We start from the raw sequence: 16178 nt of genomic DNA, 5'->3' as shown, positions 1-16178 counted from the left end.
GGACGGCGGACGCTGGACGGCGACCGCACCGGGCGTGCCCGCCCGTCACGATCTCGACGCCCGCCTCCACCGCTCCGCGCGACGGCGCGATCGCGCCGTCCCGGTCCACCGGGGGCCACCGGACGGCGGCCTCGGCCGGCGGGCCGGGGACGGCGTGGTGACCGCCACTTCTGACGTAGGTGACTGCCACTTCCGGCGTAGAGGTGGTCTCGGCCGCGCGGAGGAGCGCTTTCGGCCTTGCGGCGGATGGAAAACCGCGCCGGGGCCGTGGAGTCTGGGCTTCGGAGCCCGTCCAGGGCTCCGTCCCCGGCGCGCTGGAGCTCGCGGGGAATCCCGAGAGAGCAGGGGGCGGGTCATGAGCCATGCAGTCCGGCCGGCGCGGTGGTTGGGCGGGACGGCCGTCGCGCTCGCCGCCGTCCTTCTCGTCGCGTCATGCTCCGGAGAGCGGCATCCGGCCGCCTCCCACGGTCCGGCCGCGGCCTCCGCCTCCCAGAGTCCGGGCGCGGCCTCCACCGCCAGGGGGCACGGGGGCCACGGCAGCGTGTCCCCGCCGCCGGCGGCGCCGCTGCGGTCCTCCGAGCGATTCGTCAACCTGGCGCTGCCGCAGCCCTACACCCCGTCGGCCCCCTCCGGAGGGACCGACGAATACCGCTGCTTCCTGGTCGACCCCGGGCTGACCGGCCGGGCCTTCCTCACCGGCAGCCAGTTCCTGCCGCAGAACACCGACATCGTCCACCACGCGATCATCTTCCGGGTCGATCCCCGCGGGGCCGAGGCGGCGGCCAAGCTCGACGCCGACACCCCGGGCGAGGGATGGACCTGCTTCGGCGACGCCGGCATCGAGGAAGGCTCCTGGATCGGACACTGGGCGCCGGGGGCCGACGAGACGCTGCTCACCCAGAAGGTCGGCTATCCGATGCCGGCCGGTAGCCGGATCATCATGCAGGTGCATTACAACCTGCTGGCCGCCGAGGGCAAGCCGGTCGGCAGCGACCGGTCCGGGATCCGGCTGCGGCTCACCGACGGCAAGGCCGACCTCGACCCGCTGGAGACCGAGCAGCTGCCGGCGCCGATCGAGCTGCCGTGCACGTCGGAGGAGTCCGGCCCGCTGTGCGAGCGCGAGGCCGCGGTCCGCGACGTCGTCCGCCGTTTCGGGGACCAGGCCGGGCAGATGGTGACCGGCCTCAACCAGTTCTGCAACAACGCCAAGCCCCCGGTGGCCGCGCCGACCCAGCACTGCGACCAGAAGTCCGACCGGACCGGCACCGTGTACGCCGTCGCCGGGCACATGCACCTGCTCGGGCGCTCGATCAAGGTGGAGCTCAACCCGGACACGCCCGGCGCGCGGACCCTGCTCGACATCCCCGCCTACAACTTCGACGAGCAGGCGATCCGCCCGCTGCCCAAGCCCGTCACCGTCAAGACCGGCGACACCTTCCGGGTGACCTGCACCCACGACGCGGGCCTGCGCAAGATGCTGCCCGCGCTGCGCGACCTGCCGCCCCGCTACGTCGTCTGGGGCGAGGGCACCAGCGACGAGATGTGCCTGGGGCTGCTCGTCTGGTCGCCCCGGACCCCGCAGGCCGGCTGAGCGCGCCCGGCGACCGGGCGGAGCGTCCCCGGTCCCGGCGCCGCCATGCGCGGCCGGGGCCGGGGATGGAACCCGGGAGGCGGGATGTCGTACCGTCTTGACATGTGCCGGAGCATCAAGACCCTTCGTGAACCGTACGCCAGCGACGTGACGGACGAGGACGTGCGTGCCGCAGCGCTGCAGTACGTCCGCAAGCTCTCCGGGTTCCGGTCACCGTCGACGCGCAACGCGGAGGCCTTCGACCGGGCTGTGGACGTCATCGCCGCCGCGACGCAGGCCCTCCTCGACGACCTCCAGGTGAAGCCGCCCGCCCGGCGCCTGTAGGGGCGCCCCGCCGGGCCCCGCGCCGTCCTCGCCGGCGCACGGTCGTAGGTTATCGGCCCTCGGCGGCGCATGCTGGACCTACCGCATGCGTCAACGGGCATGCGGAGACGGAGCCGACGCCCGAGGAGGGCAACCATGAGCACTCCGGCCGGACCCGGCACGACCGACGTCACCGGCAGGGTGGACCTGGCCGATCCCGAGCTGATGAGGGACCCCTTCGGGGGATACTCACGGATGCGCGAGCAGGCTCCCATGGCGCTGGGCTCCCTCCCCGGATCCGCCACGCCGATCTGGCTGGTCACCCGCTACGACGACGTCAAGACCGTGCTGGGCGACCCGAGGTTCGCCAACAGCCCGGCGAGCGTGCCGGGGATGGACGTGCGGAGCGTCCGCGAGAAGGAGCTGCGGGCCCGCGGGGTGCCCCCGGAGTACGCGCGGTACGTGCTGGACGGCATGCTGGAGACCGACGGCGCCGACCACCTCCGGCTGCGCAGGCTCGTGTCGCGCGCCTTCACCGCGCGCCGGGTCGCCGACCTGCGGCCGCGGGTGGAGGAGATCGCCGAGGACCTCCTCGACAGGCTCGGCGCCACGGCCGAGGACGGCGTCGTCGACCTGCTGGAGCACTTCGCCTACCCGCTGCCGATCACCGTCATCTGCGAGCTCGTCGGCATCCCCGAGGCGGACCGGCCGCGGTGGCGGGGGTGGGGCAGGGCCCTGGTGACCATGGACCCGGGAGGGTTCGGGACGGCGCTCCGGGAGCTGGTGGCGCACATCGAGGAGCTGATCGGACGGCGCCGCGCGGCGCCCGCCGACGACCTGCTCAGCGGGCTGATCCGCGCCCACGACGAGGACGGCGACCGGCTCGGCGACACCGAGATGGTCACGCTGGTGCTGACCCTGGTCTTCGCCGGGCACGAGACCACCGCCCACCTGATCGGCAACGGCACCGCCGCCCTCCTGGCGCACCCCGACCAGTTCGACCTGCTCCGCCGGCGGCCGGAGCTGATGCCGCTGGCCGTCCACGAGCTGATGCGCTGGTGCGGCCCCGTCCAGGGGACCCGGATGCGTTACGCGACCGAGGACCTGGAGATCGGCGGCATGCCGGTACGGCGGGGCGAGGCCGTGATGGCCGTGCTGGTCGGGGCCAACCACGACCCGCGCGTGTTCGACGACCCCGGACGGCTCGACATCACCCGTGAGCCGGACGGGCGCCGGGAGACCCACGTCGGGTTCGGGCACGGCCTGCACTACTGCCTGGGCGCGGCGCTGGCCCGGCAGGAGGCCGAGCTGGCGTTCGGAGCGCTGCTGCGCCGCTTCCCCGGCCTCACCCTCGCCGTCGATCCGGCAGACCTGGAGCGTCAGCTCATGCCGGCCTCGTGGCGGCTGGCCCGGCTGCCGGTGAGGCTCTGACAGGCCCGCCGGACCAGCCGCCGGGCTGTCAGCCCAGCGGCTGGTCCTTGGTCTCCTTGAGCGCGAAGACGTAGACCAGGGTCGAGCCCAGGGCGAGCACCGACATGTACCACGGGAACAGCCCGGCGTTGTGGCTGTCGACCAGCGCCGTGCCCACGAGTGGGGCGGTGCCGCCGAACAGGGCGACGGTCAGGGAGTAGGGGAAGCCGGCGCCCGACGCCCGCACCCTCGTCGGGAAGAGCTCGGAGTTGACCGCCGCCGAGATCGACGTGAAGCAGCCGAGGAAGACCATGCCGACGCACTGGACGAGCAGCAGGCTGGCGAAGGAGTTGCTCAGCATCCCGGTCAGCGGCACCGGCAGCAGGGTGAACGCCAGACCGAAGGCGATCAGCAGCGGCCTGCGTCCCACCCGGTCGGACAGCATGCCGAGCAGCGGCTGCAGCACCATGAAGAACAGCAGCGAGATGGTGCCCACCTGGAGCGCCTCGGCCTTGTCGAACTTGACCGTGAGCTGGGCGTAGGTGGGCAGGAACGTCGTCCAGGTGTAGTAGGCGACGGTGCCGGCCATGGTGATTCCGACGATCATGAAGGCCTTGGTCGGGTAGCGGACCAGGAACTCGAAGAGCTTCGGCTTCTCGGCCACGCCGTTCTTGATGTCCTCGGCCAGGGTCGTGGTCTCCTCGGCGCCGCTGCGGATCCACAGCCCGACGAGACTGGCCAGGGCGCCGACGACGAACGGGATGCGCCAGCCCCACGAGCCCATGTCCGCCTCGCTCAGACCGGCGGCCAGGAGGGCCGCGAGGCCGGAGGCGAGGAGCTGGCCGATGGTGGTGCTGACGTACTGGAAGCTGGAGAACAGGCCGCGCCGTCCCGGTGGAGCCGACTCCACCAGGAAGGTGGTGGCCGCGGCGAACTCCCCGCCGACCGAAAGTCCCTGGGTCAGCCGGGCCAGCGTCAGGATGATCGGCGCGAGCACACCGGCCGACTCGTAGGTCGGGGTGACCGCGACCAGCAGCGAACCGGCGCCCATCAGGATGATCGTGAAGGTCATCGCGGCCTTGCGGCCGAACCGGTCGGCGAACGAGCCCACGAGCAGGCCGCCGAGCGGCCTCATGAAGAATCCGACCGCGAAGACCGCGAACGTGCTCAGCAACGGCACCAGGCTGTTGCCGGCGCTCTTGGGGAAGACCTGGGTGGAGAAGTAGATCGCCAGGAACGAGTAGGTGTACCAGTCGAACCATTCGACGACGTTGCCGACGTTGGCGGCCATCAACTGGCGGATCCGGCTCCGTGGGATGCCGAGCGGGGCCGGCCTGGGGGGAACTGTGGCCACGGGGACTCCTCATGCTCAGTGGCAGACAAGCATCTTGGTGGCCTACCTTGCAGTGGAGTGATAGAAATAGTCAAACATCCTTAAATCTCTTTACATTTCCGACACGTAGACGGGCTTGCGTGACCACTTTCGATGATCTCGACTGCCGCCTGGTCGCCGCCTTGCAGGTCAGCCCCCGCGCGACGTGGGGCGAGATCGGCGGCGCCGTCGGCGAGCACGACCGGACCGTGGCCCGCCGCCTCCAGCGGTTGCTGGCCACCGGAGCCGTACGGGTCACCGCCATCCTCGACGAGCTGCGCTGCGGGATCGGCACCCCGGTGCACCTGCACGTCCAGGTCGCTCCCTGTACGGCCGGGCAGGTCGCCGAGGCCCTCTCCGCCCGGCCCGACACTCGCTCGGTCTACTCGGTCACCGGGGCCGCCGACATCGGCTGCGAGCTGGTGGCCCCCTCCAAACAGCTCCTGCACGAGATCCTGACCGCACAGATCCCCGCCACACCCGGCATCGTCCAGACCCGGACCCAGGTCGTGCTGCACACCTTCCAGACGGTGGCCGAGTGGCACGCGCCGTACCTCACCGAGGAGCAGGTCGGCCGGCTGCGGGCCACCGCGCCGCCGGCCGGCCCGCCGCCGGAGCGCGTCGAGCTGACCGGGGCCGAAACGGACGTCGTCGGTCTGCTGGCCGCCGACGGCCGCATCGGCTTCACCGCGATCGCCGAACGGCTGGAGATGTCCGTGCCGACCGCCCGCCGCCGGGTCGCCTCGCTCCTGGAGCGCGGCGCGGTGCACCTGCGCGCGGAGGTGGAGCCCGCGCTGCTCGGCCTGGAGGTGGAGGCCCAGCTCTGGCTCTCGGTCCGCGCCCACGGCCTGGACAGGGTGGGCGAGACGCTCGCCGCCCATCCGAGCGTGCGCTACTGCGCCGCCACCGCGGGCACCCACACCATGATCGTTCAGGTCGTCGTGGCCCATGAGGCGGAGCTCTACCGCTTCCTGACGGCCGTCGTCGGCCCGCTCGACGACGTCACCGACGTCAATGTCACCCTCATCACCCGTGCCTACAAGCGTGGACACCTGCGCAAGTCGGGCCTGCTCACCCTGGAGTGCCAATGACCCCCGCCGAGACCGAGGTGGCCGAGCTCTGCGCCGAGCTCATCCGCGTCGACACCAGCAACTACGGAGACGGCAGCGGCCCCGGAGAGCGCGCCGCCGCCGAGGTCGTCATGGCCAGGCTCGCCGAGGTCGGCGTCGAGGCGACCTACGTCGAGAGCGCCCCGGGCCGCGGCAACGTCGTGACCAGGATCGAGGGGTCCGACCCCGGGCTGCCCGCGCTGCTGGTCCACGGCCACCTGGACGTCGTGCCCGCCAGCGCCGCCGACTGGAGCGTCGACCCGTTCGCCGGCGAGATCAGGGACGGCTACATCTGGGGCCGGGGCGCGGTCGACATGAAGGACATGGACGCCATGATGCTGGCGGTCCTGCGGCAGATGGTGACCGAGGGCCGCAGGCCCCGGCGCGACGTCGTCTTCGCGTGGGTGGCCGACGAGGAGGCGGGCGGCCAGTACGGCGCCAAGTATCTCGCCGCCAAGCATCCCGAGCTGTTCGACGGGGTCGACCACGCCATCAGCGAGGTCGGCGGCTACTCCCTGGAGGTGGATCCGTCGCTGCGGCTCTACCTGATCGAGACCGCGCAGAAGGGGCTGGCCTGGATGCGCCTGGTCGCCGACGGCACCGCCGGGCACGGCTCCATGCTCAACCAGGACAACGCGGTCACCGAGGTCGCCAAGGCGGTGGCCAGGCTCGGCTCGCACGAGTGGCCGCTCAAGCTGACACCGACCGTGCACCGGTTCCTGTCCGAGGTGGCCGACGCCTTCGGGCTGCCCTTCGACCCGCAGGACCCGGCGCCGATCATCGACGCCATCGGCCCGCTGGCCAGGTTCGTCGGTGCGACCCTGCGCCACACGACCAACCCGACCATGCTCACCGCGGGCTACAAGGCGAACGTGATCCCCGGCCAGGCCGCCGCCGTGATCGACGGCCGGTTCCTGCCCGGTTTCGAGGAGGAGTTCCTCGCCACGGTGGACGAGCTGATCGGGCCGGGCGTCCGGCGCGAGTACGTCACCCACGACATCGCGCTGGAGACGACGTTCGACGGCGAGCTGGTCGAGTCGATGATCGCGGCACTGAAGGCGGAGGACCCGACCGCCCGCGCGGTGCCGTACTGCATGTCGGGCGGCACCGACAACAAGACGTTCTTCGCCGACCTGAACATCAGGGGATTCGGGTTCGTCCCGCTGCGGCTGCCCGCGGACATGGACTTCGCCGCGATGTTCCACGGCGTCGACGAGCGCGTGCCGGTGGACGCCCTGCAGTTCGGCACCCGCGTCCTCGACCGGCTGCTGACGGACTACTGAGGGCGGCGGCCGTCGGATGAAGCGCCGCAGGTGGTCGGCGGTGCCGCTGCCGGCGGACCGCACCGCCTGGGCGCTGCCGACGGCCGGCATACGGCGCCTCGCCACAGCACGGACACCCGCCGGGAATTCTCCGCCGCGCATTATCCGAATTACCGGGAGTGGATATCCCGTCGGCGGCGGCGCCGCCGGGAATCGCGCCGTCCGCACCTATCGGAGAATGTCAGCAAATGGCCACGGGCTGGCAGGTTGATGCCAGCCCGCCCACTTCCCCGGCAGCCGGCGGACGACGAACATAAATGTCATCAGCCCGCGATTCACCGGGGATCCCGACAACCCGTGCGACACAGAGAGAAGGCGCAAATGGCGAAGTTAATGTCCCGCAGGGCTCAGACCGGCCACCAGACCCCGGCCTCAGCCGCTTTACTCCCCACTTTAATTCCCACCTTGTCAACTGCTTTATCAACAGCTTTATCCCCCGGCGCCGCCACCTGACTCGCCGGCGGACGTCCGGATGGCGGAAGGGCTCACCACGCCCTTCCGCCATCCGCGTGTCCCCGTGACGTCACCTGATCCGCCGGGCGCCGCCCGCCGGGCACCGGTCGCGGGCCGGCCGTGCGAGGGGCTGCCGTGAATTCCGTCACGGACAGGGCGCAAAAAACGACATAAGGTATATAAAGGACAAGGTCTCCTCTTCGGAAGGGACTCCACCCCCGCCCATGTTCGAGTGATCGTAAAGAAGCGCCCCCTTCCGGCCCCCGCCGTACCCTCGCGGCGGTCAAGCTCCGACCGGCCCCCGGAAGGCATCCCCGATCACACGGACGACACGTCCGCCACCCATCGGAGAGCCGCGCCATGAGCCAGGAAAGCAGCCGCGCACACGCCGTCTTCGAGATCGACCTCACCTTCGAGGAGACCCGCCGGCGCGCCGCGGTCATGACGGCGCTCGGACCGGACTGGGATCCGCCGGCGATGATGCGGGGCGAGGAGCTGGCCCACGACCTCCTCTACTCCGGCCTCGACGAGCGGCAGCAGGAGACCTACGACATGCTCGTGGCCGCCGGAGTCCTGCCGCGGAGGGGGCCGGGCCGTGCTGCCGATTGATCCGCACGCCGACCTGGGGCGCAGGGCCTGGGTGCCGTGCCCCGCGTGCCGCGACGACAGGGACTGCGCGGACTGCCTCGACGGCCGCAACTGCGGGGAGCACTGGCGCTACCTGATCGGCAACACCGGCAGCCGCCTGCATCTGCAGTGCCCGGGATGCACCCACCTGTGGGACCACGAGACCCACTTCGGCGCCGGGGGCACGCGCCCCTGCTGACGGGCGCGCCGCCCGCCCGGAGGGATCTCCGGACGTCACGGTGCCCTGTGGGACAGTGTCTGTGATCTCACGTCCCATCCCTGCGGCATCTGGAACGGCACACGTGTCTCATATCGATTTCAGCACTCCTCCGACGCTGCCGGCGACCAACGGCTACAGCCATGTCGCCAGCGTCCCGCCGGGCAGCCGGCTCGTCTGGACCTCCGGCCAGGTCCCCATCTCCGCGGACGGGACACCGGCCGCCGCCGGCGACTGGGAGGCCCAGACGCGCCTGGTCATGCAGAACGTCGGAGCCGCGCTCCAGGCGGGCGGGGCGACCTGGGACGACGTGTTCAAGCTCACGATCTTCGTCGTCGACACCTCGGCACTGCCCGTCATCCGCGCCGTACGCGACGAGTTCGTCAACCTGGAGCGGCCGCCGACGAGCTCGCTCGTGCAGGTCGCGGGACTATTCCGGCCGGACGTCCTGGTGGAGATCGAAGCGGTGGCGGCGGTCCCCCCGGCCTGACCGCCCGACGTCCAGGGCCCGCCGCCCGGCATCCCGTCCGGATCCCCGAGATCCGACGGCTCCTGGGGGATCGCATTACTCAAACATTTACTGTTAGGAAACTTTCCTTTATGTTTGATTTATCCCCCCAGCAAAGGAGTACGAGATGCGAAGGACGATCACCTTCCTCGCGACGGCGATCCTCGCCATCGGGGCCACGGTGTTCATCGCCTCGCCGGCTCAGGCGCACGGCTACATATCGTCGCCGCCGAGCCGGCAGGCCATGTGCGCCCAGGGCCGCGTCGCCAACTGCGGTGAGATCATTTATGAGCCGCAGAGCGTGGAAGGGCCCAAGGGCCTGCGGAGCTGCAGCGGCGGCAACTCCCGCTTCGCCCAGCTCGACAACGAGAGCAAGGGATGGCCGGCCACGAGCGTGGGCAACACGGTCACCTTCAACTGGGTGCTGACCGCCCGTCACGCCACCAGCACGTGGGAGTACTACATCGGCGGCACCCGGATCGCACTGTTCAACGACCAGGGCCGCCAGCCCGGCGCCACGGTCTCGCACTCGGTGAATCTGGGCGGCAGGTCCGGCCGCCAGAAGGTCCTCGCCATCTGGAACATCGCCGACACCGCCAACGCCTTCTACTCATGCGTCGACCTGCAGGTCGGCGGCGGCTCCCCGGAGCCGACCCCGACCACCGGCCCCACGCCCACCCAGACGCCCACCCCGACCTCCACCCCGACGGTCCCCACCGGGACGTGGGCCGCGGGCACCTCCTACCAGGCGGGTTCGCAGGTCACCTACGGCGGCGCGAGCTACCGGTGCATCCAGGCGCACACCGCGATCCCCGGCTGGGAGCCGCCGAACGTCCCCTCGCTGTGGCAGCGGCTCTGAGCCTCGCCGCGGCGGGGCTCCCAGCGCGGATCCCCTGACACGCCGAGTCCGATCCCCTGATACCGCGCAGGCGGGCGGCGCCCGGCCGCGGCCCTGCTCCCGCGGCCGGGCGGCGCCACCCGGTGCCCCCTCCATCCGAAACCTGCCGGGCCCTTGACGCATCCGAAACCTGCCGGGTCCTTGACGCGGGACAGACCCCGGCGCGCACCCGGGCCGCGTAGCTTGAGGGACGTGGGGTGGGACCGCGACGGCGAGAGGGCTGACACGACGGCGGGGTCGGCGCACCGGCCGGGCCCGGCGCGGGTCCCCCGTTACCCGCCGATCGCCGACCACGGGCTGATCGGCGACCTGCACAGCGTGGCGCTCGTCGACACCGGCGGCACGATCGGCTGGTACTGCTGCCCGCGCTTCGACTCGCCGAGCGTGTTCGCCTCGATCCTCGACGCCGACCGGGGCGGATCGTTCGAACTGACCGCCGACGTGCCGGCGAGCACCAGGCAGTTCTACTTCCCCGACACCAACGTCCTGATCACCAGGTTCTCCGCCCCCGACGGGGTGGGCGAGGTCCAGGACTTCATGCCGGTCTCCGGGATCCCCGAGAAAACGGGCCGGCACCGGCTGATCAGGCGGGTGAGGTGCGTGCGGGGGGCGCTGCCGTTCCGGGCGCGGGTGGCCCCCCGGTTCGACTACGGCAGGCAGTCGCACGGCTTGAGCCTGCGGGACGGACGGGCGGTCTTCGAGTCGCCGTCGCTGTCGCTGTCCCTGTCCGCCAGCGTGCCCGTCGAGACCGACGGCCCGGACGTGTGGTCGGAGTTCAAGCTCGACGAGGGCGGATGCGCGGTGTTCGCCCTCGACAGGCTCGGCGACGGCGTGGAGCCGCAGCCGTGCCCGGTGGCCGAGGCCGAGGAGGAGTTCGCCGCCACGGTCGCGTACTGGCGGCGCTGGCTGTCGGCGTCGCGATACCGCGGCCGGTGGCGGGAGATGGTGCACCGTTCGGCGCTGACGCTGAAGCTGCTCACCTACGCCCCGACCGGCGGGATCGTGGCCGCGGCGACGACCAGCCTCCCCGAGCAGATCGGCGGGGAACGCAACTGGGACTACCGGTACGTCTGGATCCGCGACTCGGCGTTCTGCGTGTACGCCCTGCTCAGGCTGGGCTTCAGCGAAGAGGCGGCGGCGTTCATGCGCTTCCTGTCCGAGCATGTCAGCCGCAGGAACAGCGACCCGTCGGGCCCGTTGCAGATCATGTACGGCCTCGACGGACGCACCGAACTCCCCGAGGTCGAGCTGTCCCACTTCGAGGGCTACCGGGGATCGGCCCCGGTGCGCACCGGGAACGGCGCCGTCCACCAGCTCCAGCTCGACATCTACGGGGCCCTCATCGACTCCGTCTACCTCTACGACAAGATGGGCCAGCCGATCTCCAGCGACCACTGGGAGGAGATCCACGCCCTGGTGGACTGGGTCTGCGACAACTGGGACCAGCCCGACGAGGGCGTCTGGGAGACGCGTGGCGGGCGCAAGGACTTCGTCTACTCGCGGCTGATGTGCTGGGTGGCGATCGAGCGGGCCATGCGGATGGCCGGCCACCGCGGGCTGCCCGCCGACACCCTCCGCTGGCAGCGGGCCCGTGACGCGATCTACCGGCAGATCATGCGGCGCGGCTGGTCGTCCCGGCTGCGGGCGTTCGTCCAGCACTTCGACGACGACGTCCTCGACGCCTCCGTCCTGATGATGCCGCTGGCCAAGTTCGTCTCTCCCACCGATCCGAAATGGCTGTCGACGCTCGACGCCCTCGGCCGGAACCTGGTGTCCGACTCGCTGGTGTACCGCTACGACCCCGCGGCCAGCCCGGACGGGCTACGGGGCCAGGACGGCACGTTCTCGATCTGCTCGTTCTGGTACGTCGAGGCGCTCACCCGCGCCGGACGTCTCGACGAGGCGCGGCTGGCCTTCGAGAAAATGCTCACCTACGCCAACCACCTCGGACTGTACGCCGAGGAGATCGGTCAGACCGGTGAGCAGCTCGGCAACTTCCCGCAGGCGTTCACCCATCTCGCGCTGATCAGCGCCGCGTTCAACCTCGACCGCGCCCTCGGCTGACGCGCGGCCGCGCCCCCGGACGGTCCGGCCACGGCCACGCCCCGGCCCGGCCCTCGCCCGGCGGCTACAGTCTGGCCTGGATGAGGGCGTGCGTGCCGCTGGTGCGCCAGGGGCGACCGTCCGCCTCCAGCGCCGCGACCGTCTCGGCGCCGAGGCCGACCACGACGTCGGACTTCAGGGTGCGCAGGGCCACCACGGGCCCGGGGAAGTATCCGACCGTCTCGGCGAACGGCGTGGTCGGGGCCCACGCCCGGTCGCCGACGAGCCGCCGGTAGTTCAGGTCACCCTTCATGATCGTCAGTGTGGCGGAGGCGAACTCCTCCCTCAGGTCACCGGGCATCTCGTCGTACGGCAGGGGCGCGCACGAGAAGGCGTGCGTCCGCACGGCCAGCCGTCCCGAGCTCATCGCCGCGCGCAGGCGCTCCCCCACCTCGCCGGCCGCCCCACCTGCGGCCGACAGCCGCCGCACGGAGGCGACGACGTCCGCCGGCACGGCGTCGGAGACGTAGTACGGCGAGGGCTTCACGTGCAGGGACACCTCGCGCACCGCTCGCGTGTGCAGCAGGTGGTCGATCAGGGCGAGGTCCGGCAGCAGCTCGCCTCCGGCGTTGTCGGCCACCAGGCAGACCCGCGCGGGACCCGGGCCGTCCACCGCCGGCCAGATGAGATCCCCGTCGTCGGCCAGCAGGCCCGTCACCTGGCCGCCGGCCTGCGCACCTGCGGCGGAGAGCCGGAAGCCGAGATCGGCCTGGTTGCCCCAGAGCGCCCGGTGGACCAGCGTCCGCGCCTGCTCCTCGACGGGCATACTGGACAGTCCGCCGAGCGCGCGGAGCTCCTCGTCGACCCCCTTGCCCAGCAGTTCGGCCTGTTTGAAGGGCTCGAAGGGGTCTATGCCGCGCCACGGCCCCGGGTCGAAGTATCCGACCGCGGCCAGGAGCTTGCGGTAGAAGTAACTCTCCGCCCACAGGAACGGCGCGTCGTCCCACCGCCGCCCGAGGTGGCCCCGGTCCCAGCTCCGCCAGAGCTCACGGTCGTGCACGGGCCCCTCCAGCGGGCGGATCACCCCGTCGGTGATCTCCGCGAGCAGCAGGTCGAGCGCCCGCCGCCGGTCGGGACCGTACGGCGTGGCCTCGCCGACCCGCCGGATCAGGGCGGGGTGCCGCTCGTGCATGACCCCCCAGGGGAAGGAGCCGGGGACGTTGCTCCGGATCACCGGCGGATCGGAGGTCACCGCGGCCTCTCCGGGCCGCCCCCCGGCGTCGCCATCCGCCATCTGCCCTCTCCGATCCGTCTCGCCGTCGCGCCGGCCGCCCGAGCCGGCTGTCCGAGTAGTATCGGACGCCCCGCGGCGGAGGCGGGCACCGCCCCCGCCGGTGTGGCTCCCGCGGCGGCGGGCAGGACTCGATCGTGGAGAGGGCGGGGATCGACGGGGCTGAACCCGCATGATGCGGGTGGGGACCTCTGGCTGGCAGTACGCCGACTGGCGCGGGGTGCTGTACCCACCCGGTGTGCCCCAGCGTCTGTGGCTGGAGCGGTACGGCGAGAGCTTCGAGACCGTCGAGAACAACAACACCTTCTACCGGCTGCCGGCCCGCCAGACCTTCGAGAGCTGGAAGGACCGCACCCCTGACACGTTCGTCATGGCCGTCAAGGCGAGCCGCTTCCTCACTCACGTCAAACGGCTGAGGGATCCCGAGGAGCCGGTCGGACGCCTGATGGCGGCGGCCGGCGGCCTGGGGGCCAAGCTCGGGCCGGTCCTGCTGCAGCTCCCGCCGACGCTGACGGCCGATCCCGGACTGCTCGGCGCGTGCCTGGACTGCTTCCCCGCCCACGTGCGGGTCGCCGTCGAGCCGCGGCACACGTCCTGGTGGAGCGAGGCCGTCCGCGAGGTGCTGTCGGCGCACGGCGCGGCCCTGTGCTGGGCCGACCGCCTCGGCCGCCCGCTGACACCGCTGTGGCGGACCGCCGACTGGGGTTACCTGCGCTTCCACGAGGGCGCCGCCGATCCCTGGCCGGCCTACGGCGACGGCGCCTTCCGTTCCTGGCTGCGCCGGCTGGGCGGGACGTGGGACGAGCGCTGCGAGGTGTACGTGTACTTCAACAACGATCCGGGCGGCGCCGCGGTCCGTGACGCCGCCCGGTACGCGGGACTCGCGCGCGCCGAGGGATGGCCCGTGAGCCGCACGCCCTCCGGGGTCTAGGGACGCCGGAGCGCCTGGCCGGGACCCGGGGACGCCGGGCGGCGGCCGGCCCCGGCGGGTCACCGCGACGGACCGGGTGGCCTCCCCGGCGGGTCAGGCGCCGGTCTGGGCCCGGACCATCCGCGAATACAGCCCGCGCCGGTCACCGAGCAGGTCCAGGCGGGTGCCGTGCTCCACCACCCGGCCGCCGTCCAGGGCCACGACGGTGTCGAAGGATTCGAGCACGCCGAACCTGTGAGTGATCATCACGGTGGTCCGCCCCGCCCGTTCGGCCAGCACCGCCTCGACGACCTCCGACTCGGTCAGCGGGTCGAGGGCGGAGGTCGCCTCGTCCAGCACGAGCACGGGCGTGTCGGCCAGGAGCGCGCGGGCCAGGGCGACGCGCTGCCGCTCGCCGCCGGACAGCAGCGCCCCCCGCTCGCCCACGAGCGAGTCGTAGCCGTCCGGGAGCGCGGTGATCCGCTCGTGGATCCGGGTGATCCGGCACACGCGCACGAGGTCGTCCATCGTGGCGCCGGGAGCGGCGTATCTGAGGTTGTCGGCGACCGACCCCTGCAGGAGGAAGGGGTCCTGGGTGGCGATGCAGATCCGCCCCGGCAGCGGCGCCCTGATCTCCTCGCCGTCGATCGCCACCGAGCCCTCGGTGGGCGGGTGCAGCCCGGCGATCAGGTGGCCGAGCGTCGTCTTGCCCGAGCCGCTCGGGCCGACGACCAGCGTGGCGGAGGCGGCGGGGATGCCGAGGCTCACGCCGTACAGGGCGGGACGGTCCTCCTCGGCCGCGCCCGGGTAGCGGAAACCGGCCCCGCGGACGGCGAGCGCGCCGGGGCCGGAGGCGGGGCTCCGCCGCGGACCCGGTCCGGGCTCCGGCTCGGGCTCAGGCTCCGGCTCCGGCTCGGGCTCGGGCTCGGGACGGAGGTCGAGGTAGTCGAAGACCCGCTCGAAGGCGCCCAGGGCGGAGCGGAACTCGGTGACGACGTGCAGGATCTGCCACAGGGGCTGGTAGAGCCTTGCCTGGAGCACGGTGAAGGCGGCCAGCGTGCCCGGGGTGATCCCGTCGGTCAGCCCGGCCGCCACGAACACCAGGTAGGGGGTCAGCACGAAGAAGACGTGCCCCACGCTCATCACCCACTGGGCCACCATCCCGGCACGCACCCCGAGCCGCGCCAGCCGCTCGCTCTCCGCGGCGAACCGGGCGGCCTCGTCGTCACGCCTGCCGTGGACCCTGGCCAGGGTGACACCGCCCAGGGACAGGCGCTCGGCGACGATGGAGGACAGCTCCGCCCGGGCGCGCTGGCTGACGGCCGACAGGTTCTCGAGCGCCCGCCCCGACCGGGAGGCCACCAGGAGGACCAGCGGTGCGAGGACCAGGGCGACGCCCGCGAGCGCCGGTGACAGGGCGGCCATCGCCCCGGCCGCGACCACGGATCCGGTGACGCCGGAGAGCATGCCGGGCAGGGTGTCCTTGACCGCGTACTCGATCTGCGCGGTGTCGCCGGCCAGCCGCGACTGGATCTCGCCGCCCCGCTCGGTGGCGAAGAAGGACAGCGGCATGCGCTGGAGGCGGCCGAACATCTCCGTGCGGAGCCCGTGCACCACGCGCTGCGCGACGCGGGCCGACAGCCACGTCTGCCCGAGGTCCACCACGCCCACCGCGCAGGCGACGGCCGCGGCCAGCCCGGCGATCAGGGCGAGCAGCGGCAGGTCGGGGCCGCCCGGCCCGAACAGCGCCCGGTCGAAGACCTCCCGGGTCAGCAGCGGGACGGCGGCGTTCAGGGCGGAGTAGGCCGCGATGAGCACGACGACGGCGCAGATCGCGGCTCTGTACGGGGTGAACAGCCGCACGACCCTGCGCCGGGTCCCTGGGGCGGGAGAGGTCTCCGGAGCGGAGGGGGGACGATCGCGCACGGCCGCACCTGTCCTTGCCTGGTGATCGAACAGGCCCCGCCCGCCGTCTCCGGGCGGGCGGGGCCTTCACGTCAGTCGCCGGTCACCTCAGTTGTCGGTGCAACCGAAGTGCTTGATGCAGTGGGTCAGTCGGAGCGCCTCGGTGGCGGCCGGCTCGATCTCCTGAAGAGCCTGCAGGTCCTCAACGTCGAAGGACAT

General features: G+C 72.1%; 14 protein-coding genes and 1 pseudogene. 12 read left to right on the top strand and 3 right to left on the bottom strand.

Annotated features, from left to right (window positions below; translation table 11 throughout):
• Nucleotides 1–355: 355 nt before the first annotated feature.
• The 3 genes from J2S55_RS08530 to J2S55_RS08520 all read left to right on the top strand — a co-directional run bounded on the left by J2S55_RS08530 (nucleotide 356) and on the right by J2S55_RS08520 (nucleotide 3325).
• Entirely contained in the window at nucleotides 356–1591 is a 1236-nt protein-coding gene (locus J2S55_RS08530; RefSeq protein WP_306858513.1) for a monooxygenase, read from the top strand.
• Between the two features lie 84 nt (nucleotides 1592–1675).
• Nucleotides 1676–1915 (top strand): DUF2277 domain-containing protein, encoded by a 240-nt coding sequence (locus tag J2S55_RS08525; RefSeq protein WP_306858512.1) that lies wholly within the window; start codon nucleotides 1676–1678, stop codon nucleotides 1913–1915.
• Between the two features lie 135 nt (nucleotides 1916–2050).
• Nucleotides 2051–3325: a cytochrome P450 family protein gene (locus J2S55_RS08520; RefSeq protein WP_306858511.1), complete on the top strand. Its 1275-nt coding sequence runs from the start codon at nucleotides 2051–2053 to the stop codon at nucleotides 3323–3325.
• A gap of 28 nt (nucleotides 3326–3353) precedes the next feature.
• Here the strand turns inward: J2S55_RS08520 and J2S55_RS08515 are convergent, their stop codons facing one another.
• Nucleotides 3354–4658 (bottom strand): MFS transporter, encoded by a 1305-nt coding sequence (locus tag J2S55_RS08515; protein ID WP_306858510.1) that lies wholly within the window; start codon nucleotides 4656–4658, stop codon nucleotides 3354–3356.
• Nucleotides 4659–4777: 119 nt separating this feature from the next.
• On the opposite strand from J2S55_RS08515, the gene J2S55_RS08510 reads away from it, so the two are divergent.
• The 8 genes and pseudogenes from J2S55_RS08510 to J2S55_RS08480 all read left to right on the top strand — a co-directional run bounded on the left by J2S55_RS08510 (nucleotide 4778) and on the right by J2S55_RS08480 (nucleotide 11874).
• Nucleotides 4778–5767 (top strand): Lrp/AsnC family transcriptional regulator, encoded by a 990-nt coding sequence (locus J2S55_RS08510; RefSeq protein WP_306858509.1) that lies wholly within the window; start codon nucleotides 4778–4780, stop codon nucleotides 5765–5767.
• On the top strand, nucleotides 5764–7068 hold the full coding sequence (locus tag J2S55_RS08505; protein WP_306858508.1) for a M20/M25/M40 family metallo-hydrolase: 1305 nt from the start codon (nucleotides 5764–5766) through the stop codon (nucleotides 7066–7068). Before J2S55_RS08510 ends, J2S55_RS08505 begins: the two co-directional genes overlap by 4 nt.
• An 852-nt stretch (nucleotides 7069–7920) precedes the next feature.
• Nucleotides 7921–8169: a DUF6400 family protein gene (locus J2S55_RS08500; RefSeq protein WP_306858507.1), complete on the top strand. Its 249-nt coding sequence runs from the start codon at nucleotides 7921–7923 to the stop codon at nucleotides 8167–8169.
• Nucleotides 8156–8386: a hypothetical protein gene (locus J2S55_RS08495; RefSeq protein WP_306858506.1), complete on the top strand. Its 231-nt coding sequence runs from the start codon at nucleotides 8156–8158 to the stop codon at nucleotides 8384–8386. The genes J2S55_RS08500 and J2S55_RS08495 overlap by 14 nt, the downstream gene beginning before the upstream one ends.
• A gap of 103 nt (nucleotides 8387–8489) precedes the next feature.
• Nucleotides 8490–8894, top strand: a complete 405-nt coding sequence (locus J2S55_RS08490; RefSeq protein ID WP_306858505.1) for a RidA family protein — start codon at nucleotides 8490–8492, stop codon at nucleotides 8892–8894.
• 145 nt (nucleotides 8895–9039) lie between these two features.
• Nucleotides 9040–9546 (top strand): annotated as a pseudogene (locus J2S55_RS08485) (lytic polysaccharide monooxygenase auxiliary activity family 9 protein); the annotation flags it as partial.
• Nucleotides 9535–9771, top strand: coding sequence for a carbohydrate-binding protein (locus J2S55_RS48715; RefSeq protein ID WP_503167700.1), 237 nt, complete (start codon nucleotides 9535–9537; stop codon nucleotides 9769–9771). The pseudogene J2S55_RS08485 and the gene J2S55_RS48715, both read left to right, overlap by 12 nt.
• A 231-nt stretch (nucleotides 9772–10002) precedes the next feature.
• Nucleotides 10003–11874, top strand: coding sequence for a glycoside hydrolase family 15 protein (locus J2S55_RS08480; protein ID WP_306858503.1), 1872 nt, complete (start codon nucleotides 10003–10005; stop codon nucleotides 11872–11874).
• Nucleotides 11875–11938: 64 nt separating this feature from the next.
• Here the strand turns inward: J2S55_RS08480 and J2S55_RS08475 are convergent, their stop codons facing one another.
• Entirely contained in the window at nucleotides 11939–13147 is a 1209-nt protein-coding gene (locus J2S55_RS08475) for a damage-control phosphatase ARMT1 family protein (protein ID WP_306858502.1), read from the bottom strand.
• Between the two features lie 169 nt (nucleotides 13148–13316).
• On the opposite strand from J2S55_RS08475, the gene J2S55_RS08470 reads away from it, so the two are divergent.
• Nucleotides 13317–14075 carry a DUF72 domain-containing protein gene (locus tag J2S55_RS08470; protein WP_503167698.1) on the top strand — a complete coding sequence of 253 codons (759 nt, stop codon included), beginning with the start codon at nucleotides 13317–13319 and terminating at the stop codon, nucleotides 14073–14075.
• A 93-nt stretch (nucleotides 14076–14168) separates the two neighbouring features.
• Here the strand turns inward: J2S55_RS08470 and J2S55_RS08465 are convergent, their stop codons facing one another.
• Nucleotides 14169–15980, bottom strand: a complete 1812-nt coding sequence (locus J2S55_RS08465) for an ABC transporter ATP-binding protein (protein ID WP_306858500.1) — start codon at nucleotides 15978–15980, stop codon at nucleotides 14169–14171.
• Nucleotides 15981–16178: the final 198 nt, after the last annotated feature.

The organism is Streptosporangium brasiliense (assembly GCF_030811595.1).
In the GTDB taxonomy this organism is placed as follows: domain Bacteria; phylum Actinomycetota; class Actinomycetes; order Streptosporangiales; family Streptosporangiaceae; genus Streptosporangium; species Streptosporangium brasiliense.
Note: the sequence above shows the minus strand (reverse complement) of the source record. Positions and strands in the feature narration are given on the sequence as shown.